At 42.3% G+C, this 21,381-nt stretch carries 21 protein-coding genes; 13 read left to right on the top strand and 8 right to left on the bottom strand.

The features are described from left to right. Positions 1-122 precede the first annotated feature (122 nt). Positions 123-1,802, top strand: coding sequence for a long-chain-fatty-acid--CoA ligase (locus IEV36_RS17600; RefSeq protein WP_004773931.1), 1,680 nt, complete (start codon positions 123-125; stop codon positions 1,800-1,802). Between the two features lie 67 nt (positions 1,803-1,869). Here IEV36_RS17600 and IEV36_RS17595 read toward each other — a convergent pair whose 3' ends face one another. Then, on the bottom strand, positions 1,870-2,262 hold the full coding sequence (locus IEV36_RS17595; RefSeq protein WP_005255608.1) for a hypothetical protein: 393 nt from the start codon (positions 2,260-2,262) through the stop codon (positions 1,870-1,872). A gap of 150 nt (positions 2,263-2,412) precedes the next feature. Here IEV36_RS17595 and IEV36_RS17590 point away from each other — a divergent pair, with 150 nt between their 5' ends. Both IEV36_RS17590 and ppa read left to right on the top strand, forming a co-directional pair. Then, complete coding sequence (locus IEV36_RS17590) at positions 2,413-2,811, top strand: MAPEG family protein (protein WP_004773934.1); 399 nt, start codon at positions 2,413-2,415, stop codon at positions 2,809-2,811. 115 nt (positions 2,812-2,926) lie between these two features. After that, positions 2,927-3,454, top strand: coding sequence for an inorganic diphosphatase (gene ppa, locus IEV36_RS17585; protein ID WP_004656389.1), 528 nt, complete (start codon positions 2,927-2,929; stop codon positions 3,452-3,454). 99 nt (positions 3,455-3,553) lie between these two features. On the opposite strand, the gene IEV36_RS17580 is transcribed toward ppa, so the two are convergent. After that, positions 3,554-4,846, bottom strand: a complete 1,293-nt coding sequence (locus IEV36_RS17580) for an OprD family outer membrane porin (RefSeq protein ID WP_005255607.1) — start codon at positions 4,844-4,846, stop codon at positions 3,554-3,556. Between the two features lie 740 nt (positions 4,847-5,586). Here IEV36_RS17580 and IEV36_RS17575 point away from each other — a divergent pair. After that, positions 5,587-6,357, top strand: a complete 771-nt coding sequence (locus IEV36_RS17575) for a TorF family putative porin (RefSeq protein ID WP_004773937.1) — start codon at positions 5,587-5,589, stop codon at positions 6,355-6,357. A gap of 105 nt (positions 6,358-6,462) precedes the next feature. Here the strand turns inward: IEV36_RS17575 and IEV36_RS17570 are convergent, their stop codons facing one another. The 3 genes from IEV36_RS17570 to IEV36_RS17560 form a co-directional block, all read right to left on the bottom strand. Then, entirely contained in the window at positions 6,463-7,227 is a 765-nt protein-coding gene (locus IEV36_RS17570; RefSeq protein ID WP_005255606.1) for a sulfite exporter TauE/SafE family protein, read from the bottom strand. Positions 7,228-7,578: 351 nt separating this feature from the next. Continuing rightward, positions 7,579-9,066: a YifB family Mg chelatase-like AAA ATPase gene (locus tag IEV36_RS17565; RefSeq protein ID WP_005255604.1), complete on the bottom strand. Its 1,488-nt coding sequence runs from the start codon at positions 9,064-9,066 to the stop codon at positions 7,579-7,581. A gap of 69 nt (positions 9,067-9,135) precedes the next feature. Next, the gene (locus IEV36_RS17560) at positions 9,136-9,363 is read right to left on the bottom strand and encodes an accessory factor UbiK family protein (RefSeq protein WP_004773944.1); all 228 of its coding nucleotides are present in this window, start codon (positions 9,361-9,363) and stop codon (positions 9,136-9,138) included. Positions 9,364-9,638: 275 nt separating this feature from the next. Between IEV36_RS17560 and glnK the strand changes: the two genes are divergently transcribed. The 7 genes from glnK to IEV36_RS17525 all read left to right on the top strand — a co-directional run bounded on the left by glnK (position 9,639) and on the right by IEV36_RS17525 (position 16,484). Further along, positions 9,639-9,977 carry a P-II family nitrogen regulator gene (glnK, locus tag IEV36_RS17555; protein ID WP_004656379.1) on the top strand — a complete coding sequence of 113 codons (339 nt, stop codon included), beginning with the start codon at positions 9,639-9,641 and terminating at the stop codon, positions 9,975-9,977. A 67-nt stretch (positions 9,978-10,044) separates the two neighbouring features. Continuing rightward, entirely contained in the window at positions 10,045-11,454 is a 1,410-nt protein-coding gene (locus IEV36_RS17550) for an ammonium transporter (RefSeq protein ID WP_005255601.1), read from the top strand. 124 nt (positions 11,455-11,578) lie between these two features. After that, positions 11,579-12,043, top strand: a complete 465-nt coding sequence (gene nrdR / locus IEV36_RS17545) for a transcriptional regulator NrdR (RefSeq protein ID WP_004773947.1) — start codon at positions 11,579-11,581, stop codon at positions 12,041-12,043. Between the two features lie 12 nt (positions 12,044-12,055). Beyond that, positions 12,056-13,156 (top strand): bifunctional diaminohydroxyphosphoribosylaminopyrimidine deaminase/5-amino-6-(5-phosphoribosylamino)uracil reductase RibD, encoded by a 1,101-nt coding sequence (gene ribD, locus IEV36_RS17540; RefSeq protein ID WP_005255599.1) that lies wholly within the window; start codon positions 12,056-12,058, stop codon positions 13,154-13,156. Continuing rightward, a complete protein-coding gene (locus IEV36_RS17535) occupies positions 13,153-14,445 on the top strand; it encodes a DNA adenine methylase (protein ID WP_004773949.1) in 1,293 nt (430 codons plus the stop codon). The genes ribD and IEV36_RS17535 overlap by 4 nt, the downstream gene beginning before the upstream one ends. Positions 14,446-14,835: 390 nt before the next feature. After that, on the top strand, positions 14,836-15,675 hold the full coding sequence (locus IEV36_RS17530) for an MIP/aquaporin family protein (RefSeq protein ID WP_004773950.1): 840 nt from the start codon (positions 14,836-14,838) through the stop codon (positions 15,673-15,675). A gap of 149 nt (positions 15,676-15,824) precedes the next feature. Next, positions 15,825-16,484, top strand: a complete 660-nt coding sequence (locus tag IEV36_RS17525) for a riboflavin synthase (protein ID WP_004773951.1) — start codon at positions 15,825-15,827, stop codon at positions 16,482-16,484. Positions 16,485-16,526: 42 nt separating this feature from the next. Here IEV36_RS17525 and blhA read toward each other — a convergent pair whose 3' ends face one another. The 3 genes from blhA to IEV36_RS17510 are packed head-to-tail and all read right to left on the bottom strand — an operon-like array spanning position 16,527 to position 19,037. Next, complete coding sequence (gene blhA / locus IEV36_RS17520; protein WP_005255597.1) at positions 16,527-17,153, bottom strand: cell division protein BlhA; 627 nt, start codon at positions 17,151-17,153, stop codon at positions 16,527-16,529. A 35-nt stretch (positions 17,154-17,188) separates the two neighbouring features. Beyond that, complete coding sequence (locus IEV36_RS17515; protein ID WP_004773953.1) at positions 17,189-17,596, bottom strand: DNA polymerase III subunit chi; 408 nt, start codon at positions 17,594-17,596, stop codon at positions 17,189-17,191. After that, positions 17,589-19,037: a leucyl aminopeptidase gene (locus tag IEV36_RS17510; protein WP_005255595.1), complete on the bottom strand. Its 1,449-nt coding sequence runs from the start codon at positions 19,035-19,037 to the stop codon at positions 17,589-17,591. Before IEV36_RS17510 ends, IEV36_RS17515 begins: the two co-directional genes overlap by 8 nt. A gap of 153 nt (positions 19,038-19,190) precedes the next feature. Here IEV36_RS17510 and lptF point away from each other — a divergent pair, with 153 nt between their 5' ends. Continuing rightward, positions 19,191-20,291 (top strand): LPS export ABC transporter permease LptF, encoded by a 1,101-nt coding sequence (lptF, locus tag IEV36_RS17505; RefSeq protein ID WP_004773955.1) that lies wholly within the window; start codon positions 19,191-19,193, stop codon positions 20,289-20,291. Continuing rightward, positions 20,291-21,361 (top strand): LPS export ABC transporter permease LptG, encoded by a 1,071-nt coding sequence (gene lptG, locus IEV36_RS17500; RefSeq protein WP_005255592.1) that lies wholly within the window; start codon positions 20,291-20,293, stop codon positions 21,359-21,361. The genes lptF and lptG overlap by 1 nt, the downstream gene beginning before the upstream one ends. The last annotated feature ends 20 nt before the right edge of the window (positions 21,362-21,381 follow it).

Genomic DNA, 21,381 nt, shown 5'->3' with positions numbered 1-21,381 from the left:
ACAATGTATTCAGATTATTTGGATAGATTGACAGGGCAATTCAAAAAGTTAAAAAAAATGTTTTGCCATGGAAAGTAACGTTGTTACATTTTTAAGGATTACCACTCGGAGATAAGGGCATTATGGAAAAGATTTGGTTTGCTGAATACCAAAAGACAGGAATTCCAGAAACAGTTGAACTGCCTGCTGAAAACACCTCACTTGTTGATATTTTTGAACGCAATTTCCAAAAATTTGGTTCACGTGATGCCTTTATCTTTATGGATAAAGTTTTAACGTTTAATGAATTAGAAGTCGCTAGCCGTAAATTTGCAGCTTATTTACAAACTTTAGGTTTAGCAAAAGGCTCGCGCGTTGCGGTGATGATGCCGAACGTTTTCCAATATCCAGTTGTTGCGTTAGGGGTTTTTCGTGCAGGTCTGGTGCTTGTAAACGTCAATCCATTATATACAGCACGTGAACTTGAGCATCAATTGAATGACTCTGGTGCTGAAGTCTTAGTGATTATTGAAAACTTTGCCAATGTTTATCAAAACATTATTGGTAAAACACCTGTGAAGCATGTTGTGGTGGCTTCTGTGGGTGATATGTTAGGTACGTTGAAAGGTACTATTGTGAATTTTGTTTTACGTAAAGTACGTAAGCAAATTCCAGCGTGGAATATTCCAGGCCATACTAAATTCAATGCGGCCTTAAACAAAGCCAACCCAAGCAATTATAAGCGTCCAAGCTTGACCTTAAGCGATACCGCAGTACTACAATATACAGGTGGTACAACAGGTGTTTCTAAAGGCGCTGAATTAACGCATCGTAATCTTGTTGCAAACTTACTCCAGTGTGAAGCAATTTTCTCAAGTAAGTTTGGCGGTTCTGATAGTGCTAAAGGTGATCGCATCGTATGTGCATTACCGCTGTATCACATCTTTGCATTCATGGTGTGTGCACTTTACGGAATGTATAAAGGTCAGGCCAATATCCTGATTCCAAATCCACGTGACTTGCCTGCGGTGGTAGGTGAATTACGTAAATATCAACCTTCATTCTTCCCAGCAGTAAATACTTTATTTAATGCGTTGGTGAATAACGAAGAATTCAAACAACTTGACCATAGCAATCTTAAGATGGCAATGGGCGGTGGTATGGCAGTGTTGCCATCAACAGCAGCAGCATGGAAGAAAATTACAGGTACCACCATTATCGAAGGTTATGGTTTATCAGAAACTTCACCTGTTGCAACTGCGAATCCTCCTGCTACAACTGAATTCAGCGGCACGATTGGTATTCCATTGCCATTAACTGAAGTTGCGATTCTGGATGATGACGGTAAAGAAGTTGCGCTTGGTGAACAAGGTGAGATTTCGATCCGTGGCCCACAAGTCATGAAAGGTTACTGGAACCGTCCAGACGAAACTGCAAAGGTAATGACGGCTGATAACTTCTTCCGTACCGGTGATATCGGTGTGATGGATTCACGTGGTTATGTGAAGATCGTTGACCGTAAAAAAGACATGATCTTGGTGTCAGGTTTTAACGTTTACCCAAGTGAAATTGAAGAAGTCATTGCGAAGCATCCTAAAGTATTAGAAGTGGCTGCGATTGGTGTTCCAGATGAAAAATCAGGTGAAGTGCCGAAGTTATTCATCGTGAAAAAAGACCCTTCTTTAACTACAGAAGAAGTTATTGCTTATGCAAAACAAAACTTAACTGGCTATAAGTGCCCACGTTATGTTGAGTTTATGGAAGAATTACCGAAATCAAACGTGGGTAAGATCTTACGTAAAGATTTACGTAAACCAGCTTAAAGTTTTTAGGCTTCTCAAATAAGGAAGCATAAAAAAACGCCGCAATAGCGGCGTTTTTTTATTGGGTTCATTTTGAACCTTTTGATTTCATTAACCAGCGGTCAATATAAGGTCGGCCAATCCCAACGATGCCCACAAAAACGACCATGGTCGCGAGTTGGAAACGTAATCGTGTCGGATCAATTCCATTAAAACTAAAATAATTATCGGCAACGGCATAGAGCACAATGACCGTCAGCCAGTGCCAGAGTGTCAGGCGATAAATACCGACTGCATAAAAGGCCACTGTCAGAATCACAAAAGTGCCAAGTGTCGATTGCCAGTTTAGATTTGCACAAATCACACTGAGTAGAAATGCCATGATCGGGAGTACAACTTTAAGTACTCGATCAACTAAAATTTGATGCTGGCGTTGTTGAGCGAGCACCTCAAACATTTCTTTTTGATCTGGTTGCGGCATAGGCTGACCTTAAAACAGTATGAAAGAACACAACTTTTACACAAACAATGTGTGTAAAAGAAACGCTTGTTGAACAAGCACACATGAAAGTTCAATAAATTATAAGTTATGATAGCATGATCAGAAGAACTTCAAATGATGGATGTCAGCATGCAAGGTATTAGCGGCATTATATTGATTATTATAGTCGCATGTTTGTTGCCTTATGTATTTACCTTGATTGCAAAATCAAAAGGTGGTTTTCAAGCAAAAGATAATCAGAATCCTCGTGACTTTTTAGCCAAAACAACAGGACTATCTGCACGGGCAAATGCTGTGCAACAAAACAGTTTTGAGAGCTTACCTTTATTTATTGCTGCGATGTTGATGGCAGAGTATATGGTGGTGCCAGAGTATTTCATTTTGACTTTGGGCTGGGCTTATATCGTATTTCGCGTCATTTACGGCATCTGCTATCTGGCCAATCTCGCCACGTTACGTTCTATCATTTGGTTTTTCTCTCTACTTTGTCCAATTTTACTGTTCGTGATTACGGTCAAAATGACCTGATGACCAGCTGGCTATAAAATTCGCCAGCTCGCTACATATCTAGCATCATTTTCGCTGTATTCACGTTATAATCTGTCCGATTTACATCTACTTCACAATATAAACGAGTGTTGATATGAGTTATAGCAATATTCCTGCGGGTAAAGACGCACCAAATGACATCTATGTCATTATCGAAATTCCTGCAAATGCAGCCCCAATCAAATACGAAATCGACAAAGATTCAGATGCGTTATTTGTAGACCGTTTCATGGGTACAGCAATGTTCTACCCAGCAAACTACGGCTATGTTCCAAATACATTGTCTGAAGATGGTGATCCATTAGATGTACTTGTTGTAACTCCACATCCTGTTGCTGCTGGTTCTGTGATTCGTTGCCGTCCAGTGGGCAAATTAAAAATGGAAGATGATGGTGGTATCGATGCGAAACTGATCGCTGTTCCACACGAAAAATTATCTCCACTTTATAAAGATGTTCAAGAATATACGGATCTTCCGCCATTATTGATCAGTCAAGTTGAGCACTTCTTTGCACACTATAAAGATTTAGAGCCTGGTAAATGGGTAAAAATCAGTGGTTGGGAAGGTGCTGACGTTGCGAAAGCTGAAGTACTTAAAGCAATCGAAGCGGCTAAAAAGTAACTTTGAAATGCTGGGCCAGGTTTTAAATTTTTAAAATCTGGTCATAAAAAAACTCCATTCATTTGAATGGAGTTTTTTTATTGCTTGATCAGCTGTGAATTAGAATAATTTCACAGGAATATCAAGCCAGATACGCCATTCGTTGGTATCGCCAATGTAGGCATTTGTTTGATATTCATCACTTGCACGGTAATACGAGTGACGTAAACGTAAGCTCGCATCTTTGGCAAAACCAGATTGAACCGTGTATTTCACTTGGTTAAAGAATTCACGTTCATGTGCATTATCAGTCAAATTCTTGACTTTGATATCCCAACCATAGACATAGGCAGTGGTCCAGCTTAAGCCTGGTACGCCATAGCCACCAAAGTCGACGTTATATTGCAACTGTGCAGATTTTTCACTGTTACCAATAAAGTCAGATAGGTAAGAGTTTGGCAAATAGATACTTTGAGCGCCATCAGCGTTCTCGCCGTAGTCATAACCTGTATTACCATTATTTTGTTGGTAAGCCAGCATCACGCTATGTGGACCTGTGTTATAAGTCGTAGAAAGTGCCCAAATGGTATTTTTACGATTAGACAAGTCGTCAGTTGTACTTGAATACGTACTTGCCTTTTCATCCCATTTAGTGTGGTAAGCACTTAAGTCATATGTTAAACCACTGTCTTTATCTAATGGCTGCTTATAGTTCACATTGATATAATGACGATCTAGCTTATCTTTGCTATCCAAGCCAAAGTACGCTGCATTTAAGTTGTCATCAAATTTGTATTTTGCGCCCCAAACAACAGCACGATCAAGTTTGCGCCCATCAGTATTGATTTGGTCAGAGTACTGATCTTTAGTGAATTTACCGGCAGTTAACTCTAAGCCATCAATTTCACGGCTAGTTGCCAATACACCTTCAAAATATTCAGGTACTAAACGCGCTGTGTTACTTGCTAAAACAGGAATATCGAGAACTTGTGTACCATAAGTTACAGTTGTATTCGAGATACGTGCTTTTACAAAACCGCCGCCACGTGCCCAGTGATCATATGTGTCACCTTTACCATCTACACCATTTAGGCGTTCGCGTGGGATCATGCCGTTACCAGCATTATTGTTTGAGCCTAATTTAAAAGAGCCATCGCCGATCACACCAGCGCCAAAGCCAACTAAACCTTGAGTGAAACCAGTTTCCAGTTTCACCATTGCCGTCTGAGCATATGAGCTAGTGTCTTCGACACCATTCTTTTTGTCACGATTTAAATAACCAGTACGGAATAAAATATCCCCTTTGGCATCTTCAACAAGTCCTTTTGCTTCGCTTTGTTCGCTTGCATATGTTGAGGTAATTAACGCGGCATTAATCAAAACCGCTAAAGTAAGTTTCTTTGCCTTTGGCATAGCTCGCCTCATTAGAAATAATAAATTTGGGATAAAACCGAAATTTTGATCAATTGTATAAGTTATGCATAAAAAAGATAGATTTTTATTAAAATTTTTTAATTATTTTTAAATAAAATACTTATAAAATTTTATGATTTGTTTCTCGTTTAAAAAGTATACACCTTAAGATCAAGTGTTTGATTATTAGTCATAATGTTGTTTATTTTGGATGTAAAGTAAACAGGTTGTTTTTTGTTTTGTTCGAATAAAACTATGTGATTTATTGAGGTATTTTTTCTTTTATTTTAAATATTTATTTTTTCCTTGTGTGAAAAGTGTTCAATTGTTTGCTGCAAAAAGAACATCCCGATGAATGACGAAAGGGATTGTCCTAAAAAGAATGTTTTTTAAGCGCATTTTAAGTTTTTTTGCTGTGCACTTTTATGGAACATTTCTGTTTTCTGCTGAATTAAGCTTATTTTGAAAGCATTTTGCACTTTCTTTACCTCGATGAAATGCCTCTTTTTTGTGCAAAAAATAATCTTGAATAGGTTGGTGCGTCTAAATCGCTCAAAAAAATATAAGGATGCTAGATTGGCTTTAATTAAGAACCATTAAAAATTTGAGTAAGACGAATTTACTCATTAAGACCACGATGAAATATGGTTTAGCTGAAGTTGGCACAGCAATTGCTAATTACTTTGCGATGCAATTTAAAAATTTAAATCAGTCGAATATCCATCATGGGGGAGATCAAGATGATGAAATTTGCATGTAAAGCAATAGCGTTGAGTATTTGTGCAGTGACTTCAACTTTTGCGATGGCAGAAGAAACAAATACATTATCTCAATACGGCCTGAGTTTTTCAGGAACGGCTGCGTTAACGACTGATTATCGTTATCGTGGTATCACACAAACTCAATCTGATCCTGCGGTACAAGGTGGTTTTGCATTAACACATTCATCAGGTCTTTATGCTGGGGTATGGGGTTCAAACGTTAACTTTGGTGGGGCTGATCCTCATCTTGAGCTAGATCCTTATGTGGGCTATGCGACTGAGCTACCATTTGCAGGTAAGCCGACTTTAGATGTCGGTTTATGGTACTACGGTTATCCAAGTGCATCTGACCTGAACTGGTTAGAACTTTACGCAAAACTAGGCTTTAAAAATGTATTAGCATCAGGTGATAGCCTATTAGGTAGTTTGAACTACACCAATGACTTTGCTGGTACAGATGAGAATGGCTGGTATGTGAACGCAACCTATAACATTCCGTTTGCAGATACGGGCTTTGGTGGCGTAGCAAGTGTCGGTTACACTAAAGTGGATAACTATGACTTTAGTGATACAGGTGGCGAAGACGATAATTATGTCGACTGGAAAGTCGGTGTGACATATAGTGTAAAATCAGTATCTGGTTTAACGGCTGAACTTGCTGCTGTAGGAACCAATATTGATGCAGATTTCCAACCGTATAAACGTGGCACAGAAACAGGCGCAGTATTTACCTTGACCAAAGCATTCTAGGCTTGGTTGGATAAACAAAAAGCCAGCTCTATTGCTGGCTTTTTTATATTGAAAGATATTCGCTTGAGGGGCGTCGTTCAAATCTAATCATGTCTTGCGATGGATTCAGAATATAGATAATCCCATTCTGATAATAAGAAAGACTAAAAGGAACAGAAAAAATATGCGGATAAACTGACTACCATATCGTAGTGCCAGAAATACGCCGACTAGAGCACCCATGACATTACAGACGGCGATCATTAAGCCAATTTCCCACAGCACATGACCTGTCGGGATAAAGAATAAAAGTGCAGAGCTAAAAGTACCAATATTCACAATTTTCGCTGATGCAGATGCGTTGAGAAAATCAAAGCCAAACACTTTCACAAATAAGAATAGCAGAAAGCTTCCACTACCCGGCCCAAACACACCGTCATAGAATCCAATCAAACCGCCAAAAAAGATCCCCAGAACAATTTCTTTATGCCCACATTTGACATAAGTGCTATGTGCGCCTAAATCCTTCTTGAGAAAGGTATAAATCGCCATCACGATGAGCAAAAAGAAAACAAGATAGGTCATGAATTGCTTGGGAATATGCGCAACTGTCATGGCACCAATAAAGGCAAATATGAATGCTGAAAGCATGGTCGGGATGAGCAACTTCCAGACAAATTTAATTTTATTTACATATCTAAAAATAGAGGAAACGGTACCTGCCCACACGGCTAGTTTATTGGTACCTAAAACAGTGGTAATACTGTGCTGTGGCAAAGCATGTAATAGCGCAGGTATTTGAACTAAACCGCCACCACCTACTGCGGCATCAATCAGGCCACCACAGAACGCAAAAAATCCTAACATGATTAGTGCGGTGTCATAGGTCATAATCGCCAACCTTTGGGAAAGTTGATTTGGCTGGAAGAGCTAGGTCATTTGTTTGGAATATTTATCCAGCTTATTCATGATGAATTCAGCTTACGTCATTTATTTTTTGCCCATAAAAATGAGCATTCTTCTATTTTTGAAATCAAAAACTGTATAAACACAAATGAACGGTGTCTGTTTTCAACATAACTTGTTGCCTTATGAAACTCAATTGAATTGTGCCGACCTTTAAATTGCATGTTCGAGAAATAAAGTTAAGACATTATTTTTATATACTTTTTTTCAAATTTTGGTTAATAAAAGAATCCGTACTACGACGGATTCTTTTGTTGAAAAATCTCGATAAAAATTTTAGGTTTGGTTGCCGCGATAGGATAGTGCTTCGGTTAAATGACTACTTGAGATCAGATCACTTTCTGCTAAATCGGCAATCGTGCGTGCAACACGCAATACACGATGGTAGGCACGTGCAGACAAGTTGAGACGTTGCAGGGCCATCTCAATAATTTTTGTCGAACTGTCATCTAGCAGAACATGCTGTTCTAGTAACTTCGGTGATAAAGCCTGATTTAAGCACTGCTGTCTTTGGATCTGTTTTTCGTAGGCATTGATCACACGTTGCCGCACGCTGGCAGAATTCTCGGTTGGCGTACGATCTTGTAGTTCCTGAGCCTGTAACGGTGGCACATCAATATGTAAATCAATACGATCCAGCAATGGGCCAGAGATACGATTTTGGTAGCGTTGAATACTCTCAGGGGAACATTGGCAACGGCTGTCCTGATTAAAGGCATAACCACATGGGCAAGGGTTCATTGCGGCAATAAACTGGAAATTTGCAGGAAAGGTCATTTGTCGTGCAGCACGAGAAATCACAATTTCTTTGGATTCCAAAGGTTGACGTAACACTTCCAGTACCTTGCGATCAAATTCTGGCAATTCATCCAGAAACAGGACGCCTAAATGAGCCAAAGTGATTTCACCAGGCTTGGGCTGAGAGCCCCCACCAACTAACGCAATTGCTGAAGCTGTATGGTGTGGTGCTCTGAAGGGACGCTGGCCAAAACTGTGCGGTGCATTGGCCACCGAATAAATACTGGCGACTTCTAGATTTTCCTGCGCATTGAGCGGCGGTAAAATCGATGGCAGGCGAGAAGCCAATAAGGTTTTACCTGTGCCGGGTGGGCCTTTAAATAATAAAGAATGTCCGCCCGCAGCGGCAATTTCTAGCGCTCGGCGTGGACGTAATTGACCTTTAACATCGGCAAGATCAAATTGATAGGCAGATGCGGCTGAGTTTGGTCGTTGTGGTGCAGCTGCCAGCTGGGCATTGCCCGAAAAATGTGCACAAACTTCTTGTAAGTGCTGCGCTGCATAGACTTCAAAATTGGGAAGTTGGCTTGCTTCATCCAGATTTTCAGTGGGCAGTAGAAGGCAATGTTTGGCTTGTTGGCAGGCCATTGCGATGGTTAATGCCCCTGAAACAGGACGTAAGTGTCCATCAAGCGCCAGTTCCCCTATAAATTCAAAGCCTTCTGTACTGTGTTCTGGTAATTGTCCAGAAGCAATCAGAATCCCCAAGGCAATCGGTAAGTCCAGTCGAGAACCATCTTTGGGTAAATCGGCTGGTGCTAAATTGATGGTTAAGCGTTTGGTTGGAAACTGAAAACCGCTATTGATGATGGCAGAACGCACACGATCTTTACTTTCACGTACAGCGGCTTCAGCTAAGCCAACAATTGTTAAAGAAGGAAGGCCTGAACTAATGTGGACTTCAACTTCAATCTGAGGAGCATGTAACCCCAATAGCCCTCTCGTATATATCTTGGCAAAAGACATCTTGTTATTGTTCCATTGTGGTGCTTTATTTTTAATCATTCTGAGGTGCGAAATGCACCAAGTTAGTGCTTATTTTTTGTTCTGAATCACTTCTTCAAGTGTTTTCATTTGTTGCTGAAGTTCAGTCAAACGTTGGTTGGCTAACTCAAGCGCTGTTCTTTGGCGGTCAAGTTCTTGTTTTGAAACTAAATCCAGTTTTTCGATACTCTCGTTTAATAAAGCACGCAGATTTTTTTCTAAATCTTTTTTCGGCTGGTCAACTTGCTGCAAAATCGCTTGTAAAAGAGTTTCAATCATAAAGTACTCAATAAGTTATGTATATTTGCTGCTCAGTGTATCACTGCTTGTGTCAATCCTCTAGCACAGTTAAGGCCAGAACGAGGAGTGACTTATAAATCCAGTGAAACAGGAGCAAATGATACTTATTTTCGATGGACTATCTACATCTTCAAGGCTAAATAGGTTATAAAGAAAGCTTATGTCCGATATTTAAAAACCCCCAACCTTTAAATATTGGCATGAAAATTGAACATAAAACCTTACTGGTGAAAATAAGCCGAAGGAAAACAAACATGAAGCTTGTAACTGCAATTGTAAAACCATTCAAATTGGATGATGTGCGTGAAGCACTTTCTGAGATTGGTGTTCAAGGGATTACCGTAACTGAAGTCAAAGGTTTCGGACGTCAAAAAGGTCACACAGAATTGTACCGTGGTGCAGAGTATGTGGTTGATTTCTTACCAAAAGTAAAGATTGAAATTGCAATTAGCGATGAAATGGTTGATGCCGTCATTGAGTCTATTACTCGTGTCGCAAGCACAGGCAAAATTGGTGATGGCAAAATTTTTGTGACCAATTTAGAGCAAGTGATCCGTATCCGTACGGGCGAGACTGGGCCAGATGCTGTCTAAGTTGGCACAAACTTTGCTGAGCTATTAAATATAGCAATAGCTCGCGAAATCAGGTTGGGGGACACGAATGAAAAAAATGCTTATGGCGCTCAGTCTATCTGGCGCACTCTTAGGTGGTTCAGCGGTGGTTTGGGCAGAAGATGCTGCTTCAACGCCTGTTACTGAACACGCTGTAGCAGTTGACACTACAACTGCCTCAACAGAAATTGTTGCAGCAGAAGCGCCAGCTCCTGTGGAAGCAACACCAGCACCTGCTGCGGAAGCAAAGGTCGATACAGGTGATACAGCATGGGTTCTTGTTTCAACTGCGTTGGTGCTGTTGATGACGATTCCAGGCTTAGCTTTATTCTACGGTGGTATGGTTCGTAAGAAAAACGTACTGAGTACCATGATGTTCAGCCTTTCAGCGGCAATTCTTGTAAGTTTGATCTGGGTAACAGTGGGTTATTCTCTGGCGTTCTCTGGTTCAGGTGCTTATGTTGGTGATCTCGCGAAAGCCATGCTGAATGGCGTTGCCTTCGATGCCTTGACAGGCACCATTCCTGAAAGTCTATTCGTTATTTTCCAAATGACCTTTGCCATCATTACGGTTGCAATTATCAGTGGTTCAATCGCTGACCGTATGAAGTATTCTGCATTTATGGCCTTTATCGCAGTTTGGGTGATTCTGGTTTATGCGCCGATTACACACTGGGTTTGGGCAGCAGATGGCTGGTTATTTAAAGCAGGTGCGTTAGATTTCGCGGGTGGTACCGTTGTCCATATCAATGCGGGTGTTGCGGGTCTGGTTGCAGCGTATATGTTAGGCAAACGTACTGGTCTAGGCCGTGAGTCTATGGCGCCACATAACCTGACCTTAACCGTCATTGGTGCAAGCTTGATCTGGGTTGGCTGGTTTGGCTTCAATGGTGGTAGTGCTTTAGGTGCTGGTGCACGTGCAGGTATGGCGATTCTAGTAACACAAGTTGCTGCCGCAGCTGCTGCATTCTCTTGGCTCATTGTTGAACGTGTGATTCGTGGTAAAGCTTCCGTACTGGGTGGCGCATCAGGTGCTGTTGCTGGTTTGGTTGTGATTACACCTGCTGCTGGTTTCGTTGGTGTAGGTGGCGCATTGATTATGGGTCTTATCGGTGGTGTAGTGTGTTTCTGGGGAATTACAGCATTGAAACGCCTGCTTAAAGCGGATGATGCCTTGGATGCATTCGGTCTACATGCGGTGGGTGGTATTGTTGGTGCGATTCTTACAGGCATCTTCTATAGCGATGAAATCATCAAAGCAGCGAACGTTGCACTCGCCCCAACTTTTGCAGGCCAATTGTGGGTGCAAATCGAGGGTGTATTGGCAACCATGGCTTACAGTGCAATCGTGACCTTCATTATTCTTAAAGTGATTGATTTGGTGATTGGGATCCGTGTTAGCGCTGATGATGAGCGTATGGGTCTTGACTTGAGTCAACATGGCGAACGTATTGAATAATACAGACAAGATGTGATTTAAAAACAGCCTCATGGGGCTGTTTTTTTATGCCTATAGGGTGCTGGTTCTGCAATTGAAGAAACTTTGCTACACTTAGGCAAAGAGATTAAATAATCGCGCAACTATGCATTGTCCATTTTGTAACGCTGCTGATAGTAAAGTTATCGACTCCCGTTTGGCCGCCGAAGGGTGCCAGATTCGTCGTCGTCGTGAGTGTGTCATTTGTGGTGAGCGTTTTACAACATTTGAAAGTTATGATGTGGTGATGCCACGTGTTATCAAATCGGATGGTAAAAATGAGCCATTTGATGAAGCAAAATTACGTCGCTCATTGATGCATGCTTTACAGAAACGTCCTGTAACCCAAGAACAGATTGAAACCGTACTCAGCGATATCCAGTCGCATATTCGCCGTTTGGGTGAACGGGATGTGAAGTCCAGAACGATTGGTGAAATCGTTATGCAGGCGCTTTTTGCGCTCGATCATGTAGCATATGTACGATTTGCTTCTGTGTATCAGGATTTTCAGGATGTCGATGCTTTTCGTCATCAAATTGAACAAATGCAACAACGCGAAAATGACAACTAAATTAGAGAAATCATGTCTGAGTTAACCCAAGATCATTTATCCGAACAGCAGTACTGGATGCAACGTGCCATTGAACTGGCGCGACTTGGACAATATTCGACGAAACCAAATCCAAATGTGGGTTGTGTCATTGTCAAAGATGGACAACTGATCGGGGAAGGCTATCATCCCAAAGCAGGTCAGCCCCATGCAGAGGTATTTGCCCTGCGTCAGGCAGGTGACCATGCCAAAGATGCAACCGCTTATGTGACATTGGAACCGTGTGCCCATTATGGTCGAACACCGCCCTGCGCCGAAGCTTTGGTGAAAGCACAGGTCAAGAAAGTTGTGGTGGCATGCTCGGATCCCAATCCGTTAGTGGCTGGCAAGGGCGTTCAGATCTTGCAGAATGCCGGTATTGAAGTTGAAACGGGGATTTGTGTTGATGAGGCAAAAACGCTTAATTTTGGCTTTTTAAAAGCCATGTCGACCGGTTTGCCTTATGTCCGTTTAAAAGTGGCCTCGAGTCTTGATGGGCGTACTGCTATGGCCTCGGGTGAGTCCAAGTGGATTACAGGGACTGAAGCGCGTCAAGATGTACAGCATTGGCGTGCAATATCAGGCGCCGTGATCACAGGTATTCAAACGGTGCTGGCAGATGATTGCGAGTTAAATGTTCGTGTTTTGACTGATGTTGATGTTTCAACGGTGGTACAGCCGAAACGAATCGTGTTAGATCGCCAAGGGCAACTGCCATTGTCAGCCAAGATGTTACAAAATCCTGAAACAGTGATGGTGATGACACCATTTCGTCAAGAACTTGCCGATTTAGGCGTGATACAATTGACGCCGCAACCTTTAAATCAATTATTGCAGACCTTATCTCAACAGTATCAAATTTATGATGTATTGGTTGAGGCAGGTGCAACTTTATCCACCGCCTTTTTACAGCAAGGTTTGGTTGATGAAATGATTAGTTATGTTGCACCAACTTTACTTGGTCAATCTGCCCGCGCTATGTTCAATGCTGAATTTAGTAAAATGGCAGAACAACGACGATTCGAGTTGGTCGATGTAACCCAACTTGGGCAAGACATTCGCCTGAGATTGCTCCCTATCCAAGAGTTGATATGAATCCAGAACCATCGGTTTATCACAAACGTCGTCATGCGGCCCGTACGACTGACGAATATCTTTTTCATCAGTTAGTTCCTTATCTTGGGAATAAGCGTCGACTTCTACATTTGATTTTAGAAGCGCTTGAGATTACAGGAACGCTGAATAGCAAGAAAAAGAATCCACCGATTTTTGCGGATTTTTTTGCAGGCAGTGGGGTGGTTTCTCGTTTAGCCCGTCAAAATGGTTATCGTGTGATTGCCAATGACTGGGAGCCGTATAGTCATGCGCTGAATCATGCGATTTTGGCTTGTGTTGATGCACCTGCATTTAAAGAATTGGGTGGCTATCAAAAAGCCATTGATTATCTGAACCGTTTGCCTGAAGTCAAAGGCTGGGTCACACATAATCTATGTCCGCGCAATGATGATGTGTACGACCCTGCACGTGACCGCCTATTCTTCAAACGCCGTAACGGCATGCGTATTGATGCGATTCGTCAGCAGATTGCAACTTGGCAGGCACAGGGTGCAATTAATGATGTAGAAATGAGTGCTTTATTGGCACCATTACTATATTCAGCCAGTTTTGTTAGTAATACCAGTGGCGTTTTCAAAAGTTTCCATCAGGGCTGGGGCGGACGTACTCAAACGGCACTGGAACGGATCGAGTCATTGTTGTGGCTGACACCAAGCCGTTTCTGTGAGATCGGTGATCCTAAACGTCCTGCGGCAGAAATGTGGTGTGTCGATGCACAGCATCTTGCCAATCAGATGAGTGGTTTTGAAGTGGATGTGGCTTATCTGGATCCGCCGTATAACCAACATGCGTATAGCAGTAATTATCATGTGTTAAATGCGCTGACCTTATGGGATCAAGTCGATTTACCTTCACCTGATACCAAAGGTTTTAAAAGCGGTATTGATCGTGCTTGGCGTAAAGAACGTCCAAGTCCTTATAACTCTTCTAAATATGCCAAAGAGGCTTATGAAAAGTTATTGGAAACGATTAATGCGCGTTATATTTTGACTAGCTACTCGACCGACGGAAATATCGAGCCCAAAGACTTACTGACCGCCAATTTAAAGCGCGGTAAAGTCACTTTATTGACCCAAGACGTGCCGCGTTATCGGGTGAGTAAACAGCGTCAGTCTGAACGGGCACGTGTACTGGAATTTATTGTGATTACCGATACGCACGCCAAGTCTGGACCGCCGTTACGGCAGTTGTTAGGGCAGTTGTATCACTTCGCTGAACTGGGCGGGGTTGATACTACAGGGAATAGTACCCAACTGGCACTTTGGTAAAACAGAACACCACTTTTAAAAAGTGGTGTTTTTGTATTCAGTTTTTTTGTTAAATCGGATAATTAGATAAATAAAATCGATTTATGTAATAAGTGTCTGTTTTTATAGTAAATATCTTGCATTTTTTAGTCGTTTCTATGGCGTTGGTCAGTTTGGTTAAATCTGCTATTAAAAATAATGAAAATTAAAAAAGATAAATAAAAACAATTAATTGAATTCTATTTTTATACCCATTTTAGTTGTTTTTACGCACTGATTTTAGAGAAAAATCTTTTGATCAATCGTTTAAAAATTTACCAAATAATATTGACCAGTTTCAAAAATAAATATAGTTTGCCGAGCTTAATTTAGGGTCTTGCCTATTTGCAGCGATGACCAAGAGAGGTTGTTATGAGTCGCTCGGAACCCACCTTATTGGGGCAATGTGTAGCCGAATTTTTTGCTACCGCAATTTTTTTATCATTTGGTATTGGTGTGGTAGCTGCACTTAAGCTTGCAGGAGCAAGTTTAGGTCTGTGGGAAATCAGCATTGTATGGGGCTTGGCAGTTGCATTGGCTGTCTATTTGTCTGCTGGTATTTCTGGGGCACATCTCAATCCTGCCGTGACCATCGCTTTGGCTCTATTTGCTGGTTTTGATAAGCGTAAAGTCCCGTTCTATATCATTGCCCAAGTCGCAGGTGCTGCGACAGGTGCACTGCTGGTATATGGGCTATATAGCAATTTATTTGTAGATTATGAACAGACGCATCACATGGTACGTGGCAGTGTAGAAAGTCTGGAATTGGCGGGAATCTTCTCAACTTATCCGCATCATCTATTGTCGCTGGGTCAGGCTTTCATGGTCGAGATGTTTATTACCATGTTATTGCTGTGGCTGATTATGGCAATTGGTGATGACAGCAACGGTTTGCCGCGTGGTGCTTTGGCACCGATTCTGGTCGGTTTGCTGGTTGCCGTGATTGGTGCTTCTTTTGGCCCATTGACTGGCTTTGCCATGAATCCTGCACGTGATTTTGGCCCGAAAATCGTGGCTTATTTCTCAGGCTGGGGACCAGTTGCGTTTACAGGTGGCCGTGATATTCCTTATTTCATCGTACCCATCATTGCACCGATCGTAGGTGCATGCTTAGGTGTGCTGGGCTATAAATTATTCTTTAGCCATTTCCTGATCAAGAATCAGGTTGCAACCAAAGACACAGCAGAACAGCAAGTCTCTGAAATGCAATAAATGCATGATTCAATCATGTGTAGAAAGAGGGTGGTCAGATGACCGCCCTTTTTATTTGCTTTGGGGATGCCTTGTTATCTCGGGTTCTTTGCTTTAAGGTATCTGATTCACTGTGGCAGACACTGCAATAAAGATAGGTTGAAACTCCCATGTTTACAGGCATTATTGAAAGTTTAGGTAAGGTTGAGAGCCTACAAAGTGTAGGCGGTGATGTTCGTCTACGTATCCAGACTGACTTGGACATGTCTGATGTGCATTTGGGTGATTCGATTGCCACCAATGGGATTTGCCTGACTGTGATTGAGTGGGGCGAGAACTGGTATGCAGCAGATGTTTCCCGTGAAAGCTTGAACCGTACTACGCTCGGGCAATGGAAAGTCGGACAGGCGGTGAATGTTGAAAAAGCGATGTTGCCAACCACACGTTTTGGTGGACACATTGTTAGTGGTCACGTTGATGGGCTGGGTGAGATTACGCTGGTTCGCGAAGACGCACGCTCTTTATATTTTGAAGTGACTGCTCCGGTTGAGCTGGCAAAATATCTGGCTGAAAAAGGTTCTGTTACGGTCGATGGCATTAGCCTCACCATTAACCATTTACGTGGCAATATTCTGAGCCTGAATTTGATTCCGCATACCGCTGAACGTACCAATATTGGCACTTGGCAGGTGGGAAGCAAAGTGAATTTAGAAGTTGACGTATTGGCACGTTATATCGAGCGTTTATTGCTGGGTGATAAGGCGGCTGAGCAGAAAACTGAATCGAATATCAGCATGGCTTTTTTAGCTGAAAACGGTTTTTTAAAATAGAAGATAAAGTATAAAAAAGCCCAGTTTAAACTGGGCTTTTTATTATTTCTCGTCGGAGAACTCACTGTTCTTCAAAATATATTCAATTTCATCTTGTGCCAGTGCATGCAGCTTGGCACGGAATACTGTCACTGCTTGCTCAATCAGGCCTTCGGCTTCAAGTTCAAGTCGGACACGGACACTTTCCAGCTCAGACAGAATTTGCTGATCATCAATCGCGATGCGCTGACCGCGTGCATAATCAATACTTGGCTGTTCTGGATTGGTCTGGTAACGCTCGGTCTGTTGCGCAATTTCCTGATCGATATGACCACGTAACGCAAGTAAATTCTCGGTTTGTTGTTCAAACTGACGTGCTTCATCCGCCTGCAGTTGTGCGGCATAAGCTGCCTCAGCTGCACGTTTTTCTTCCAGCGCTTTTTCTAATGCCAGTTGTTTGCGAATACGTGCCTGTTCTAGCAATTCAGCTTTTAAATCTGCATAGGCTTGATCAATGCGCTGTTGAGAACGCTGTTGAGCGCTCTCCTCATTCTGTGTCCACGTTTGAATTGAGGTTTGTGGTAATAGCAGATCACAGATACGTGATAAATCTTCCTGATAGGTCTGACGAACTGCCTCAGGTGCATTTAACCAACGTTTTTTAAAATCCTGACCTACATTTAATGCCACAAGACACTCCTAAAGTGATGTTTTTTATTGCCAATTTATAATTTAAATGTACGAGGTTCTATGCCCAAACGTCGATACATTTTAAATTTTTCCCGCCCAATCTGTTTCGCAGTTTCATTATTTTCAATAATTTCGATAATGTGGCGAAAATCTTGAGTTTGTTCAAGTGCATGATTGTTAAAATTAAACACGATCCAATCATTGGATGGTGGTAAATCTTTTGAAATACACACTGGACTATGCGGCTGGTCAATCCCATGCGCAATGAAACTTTTTGGATCGAAGCTCCAGAGCAGCTCATCCAGTTCATTTTGCAAGTCTGGATCAGCACAGTACCACCAGATGTGGGGATGCTGATTCAGAATCTTGCGGCACAAACGGCAAGCACTTTCGACTTGCCGTTCCTGACTGTTTTCAAAGAGATAAAAACTAATTTTAGCCATTCGTTTGAACACGATTTGCCAAAAATTGCATCAATAACGGCACTGGACGACCCGTAGCACCTTTAGTGGCGCCAGATAACCACGCCGTACCTGCCACATCAAGATGCGCCCAACGGTAGTCGCGAGTGAAACGTTCGAGGAAGCAGGCCGCTGTGATTGCACCGCCGTATGGGCCACCAATATTGGCAATATCGGCAAAAGGTGAATCGAGTAATTCTTGATACTCTTCCATCACGGGCATGCGCCATACACGGTCAAGCGACTGTTCACCTGCCTGTTGCAAGTCTTGTGCAAGTTCGTCATCTGGCGTAAATAAACCACTGACCACTTTACCCAGTGCAACCACACATGCACCTGTAAGTGTTGCAATATCAATCACAAGGGCTGGGTTAAAGCGTTTGATATAGGTTAAGGTATCACACAGGACTAGACGACCTTCTGCATCAGTATTTAGAATTTCTACAGTTTGCCCGCTCATAGTCGTTACGATGTCACCGGGACGCGTCGCATGAGCAGATGGCATATTTTCTGCTGCGGCAATTGCACCCACCACATGAATTGGCAATTGTGCTTCACAGAGTGCCTGAATGGTTCCAAGAACTGAAGCTGCGCCGCACATATCAAATTTCATTTCATCCATGCCTAAGCCTGGTTTTAATGAAATACCGCCAGTATCAAAAGTCACACCTTTACCCACCAGCACCACAGGCGCTTGGTCAATTTGGGCGTTGTATTCAAGGGTAACAATACGACCCGGACGATCCGAGCCTTTACTTACGGCAAGGAAGGCATACATACCCAAATCAGCCATTTGCTGCTCATCCAGTACAGTGACTTTCAGTAAGTCTGGATATTGTTTAGCAAGCGCAAGTGCTTGATCTGCGAGATATTCAGGGAAACAAATATTTCCAGGACGGTTACCCAGATCACGCGCAAAGTTTTGACCCGACTGAACCGCATGAATCAGCTTTAACTGTGCTTCATCTAACGTGGTCTGGCTGGCAATCAGATGAATGGTTTCTAGCACGAATTCATTCTTTTTCGACTTAAACTCGTCATAGCCATAAGCCGCTTGCGTGAGGCTCAAGACAAATAGTGCGTGTAAATCAGCAGGCAGAGCTGAAAGATCGAGACTAATTTGTTTAAATTTATTTTGTGATGATTTGATAATGCTTTGTGCGAGTTTTGCTAATTTTGTCGCTTTTAGCTCGTCACTTTTTCCAAGCCCTAATAATTGTGTGTTGGCTTGAACGGAGACATTGGCAAGCAAGGCCAAGTTATCGTTAAAACCTGCTTTGTATTGGGTTGCGTTAAGGACGTCATCTAGATGGTTGATTTGATAAGTATTTAAGTTCTGTTGTAATTGTTCTGAATCAACCAAAATCCACAAAGATTCGCTAGACGCCTGAGCTGGGAATGCGTTTTGAAGTGTAAATTTCATTGTTTGTATAGAACCTAATGAGCAAAAAAGAAAGATAAGTCCATTAAACACTTTCAGATATGAGGTTGCAATCCGCAACAAGCGATAGGTTTTATATTTTTAACATTCGGGTAAACTAGCGTTACCTTCGATTGGTCTTTTGGAAGTATTACTTTGATTATTCGGCGTTATCTCGTCAAACAGGTGGTTTCGACATCTCTCGTCGTCATTGGTTTATTAACCATGATCATGATGGGTGGTCGTTTGATCAAGTATTTTGGCGTAGCAGCTCAAGGTCGTTTGGATGCTGGTATCTTATTTAGCATTATCGGCTATCGCTTACCTGAATTTTTAACGTTGATTCTGCCTTTGGGTTTCTTTATTGCATTAATGCTGGTATTCGGGCGTCTGTATGTCGACCATGAAATGGCAGTTTTAAATGGCAGTGGCGTCAGTCGGAATCAGTTGGCCCGTTTATTGTTGCCAATGACTGTGGTGTATTTGGTGGTACAGACTTGTTTAATGGTCTGGATGGGGCCGTGGGGCTTACGTGAGTTTGAAAAACTAACCAGTACCCAAGCGGTGCGGACCGGATTTGATCTGGTGCGTCCGAAAGAGTTTATTTCTTCGGGGCCTTATACCATTTATGCAGGCTCGCTTTCAGAAGACCGTAAGAACTTAAAAGATATTTTCTTCTATCAAAAAGGCAATCAGCCCGATAAACCTGATGTCATGATTCTGGCAAAAGAAGCAACACGAGTTGAAGTTGCCAATGATACTGCCAATGTAGTGGATCTCGTCCAAGGTCGTCGTTACGAGATTTATCCAAATCAACCACGTTACACGCAGGCAGAATTCCAGTCTTATCGCTTACGTTTAGAAAATGACAAAGACGTAAAATTTGAGAGTGGTGATGTTGAAGCATTATCCATGTCCAAGCTATGGGAAAAACGTGATGATCCTGTCGTGCGTAGTGAACTGGGCTGGCGTGTGTTTGGCCCATTTGTGATTATCGTGGCTTTAATGCTGGCGGTCGCATTGTCTGAGGTGAGTCCTCGTCAAGGTCGTTACTATCGTTTGATTCCCGCGATCTTTATCTTTGCCAGCTTGATCGTATTATTGATTGCGATTAAGACCCGAATCAGTAAGGAAGAGCTTGATATCTGGGCTTATCCAGTGGTTCTTCTTGTTTATGCCATTGCCGCAGCAGTTTTTGCGCGTAAACAAAAACTGGCACCAAAATTTAAGAGAAGTATTCAGCGAGTGGGGTTGTGATGTTAGCACGTCGAATAGTCGCCAAACATGTGACAAAAACCACGATCCTGGCCATGCTGGGAACTACGCTGGTGTTATCTTTCTTGCAGGTTCTGTTTACCTACTTAGGTGAATTAGGCGCGCTCAAGCCCGACTATAATGCGTGGCAAGCTTTCCTGTATGTGATGTGGGGTGCGCCGCATTATCTATATGAAATCCTTCCTGTTGCGGCCTTGATTGGTTCCGTACTGGGACTTGGGGCATTGGCCTCAAACAGTGAATTGATTGTGATGCGTTCTGTCGGGATTAGCTTATGGCGAATCGTCGGCTGGGTGATGCGTTCGGCACTGTTATTGATTGTATTGTCTTTTGTTCTCAGTGAATGGGTGATTCCTTATACCAACGAACAGGCACAAAGTATCAAGAAGCAACGTAGTGTAGCGGCGTTGGGTGAAGTCAAAGGCTACTGGACCCGTGAAGGGCAGCGTTTTATTTATATTGATTACGCCAACTCAAAAGGCCAGTTACGTAATATCCAGTCAATTGATTTTGATCAGGACTACCGTTTGCAGTCTTTTGTGAATGCTGAAAAGGGCCAGTTTGTTAAAGATGGTCAATGGACTTTAGAGCAATCACATCAGGTTGATTTATTGGCACAAGGTAATGCCATTAAAACCGATCATGATCAACAGGCATTGGGCTTGGCATTACAGCCGAAATATGTGCATATGGTGACTTTAGATCCTGAAGATTTATCACCAAGCCAGTTGATTAGTTTTATGCGCTATATGGATGAATATAGTCAGGTACCGAAAACCTATGAACTGGCGTTCTGGCAAAAAGTGACCTCGCCGTTTGCCTTGATTACACTGGTTTTAATTGCCTGCTCGTTCATTTTTGGACCACTACGTCAACAGTCGATGGGCTTCCGTCTAGTGATTGCCTTATTTACGGGACTTGGCTTCTTCTACTTACAAGATTTCCTCGGCTATGCAAGTTTGGTCTATGCACCATCTCCAGCATGGTTTGTGCTGATGCCTGTAGTTCTCATCTTTATGGTGGGAAGTTACCTACTCTATCGTGCAAGATAATGGATCTTTCATTCATGGGC

Source organism: Acinetobacter vivianii (assembly GCF_014635885.1).
GTDB classification, from domain to species: Bacteria; Pseudomonadota; Gammaproteobacteria; order Pseudomonadales; family Moraxellaceae; genus Acinetobacter; species Acinetobacter vivianii.
The sequence above is the reverse complement of the archived record's forward strand: the minus strand, read 5'-3'. Positions and strand labels throughout refer to the sequence as shown.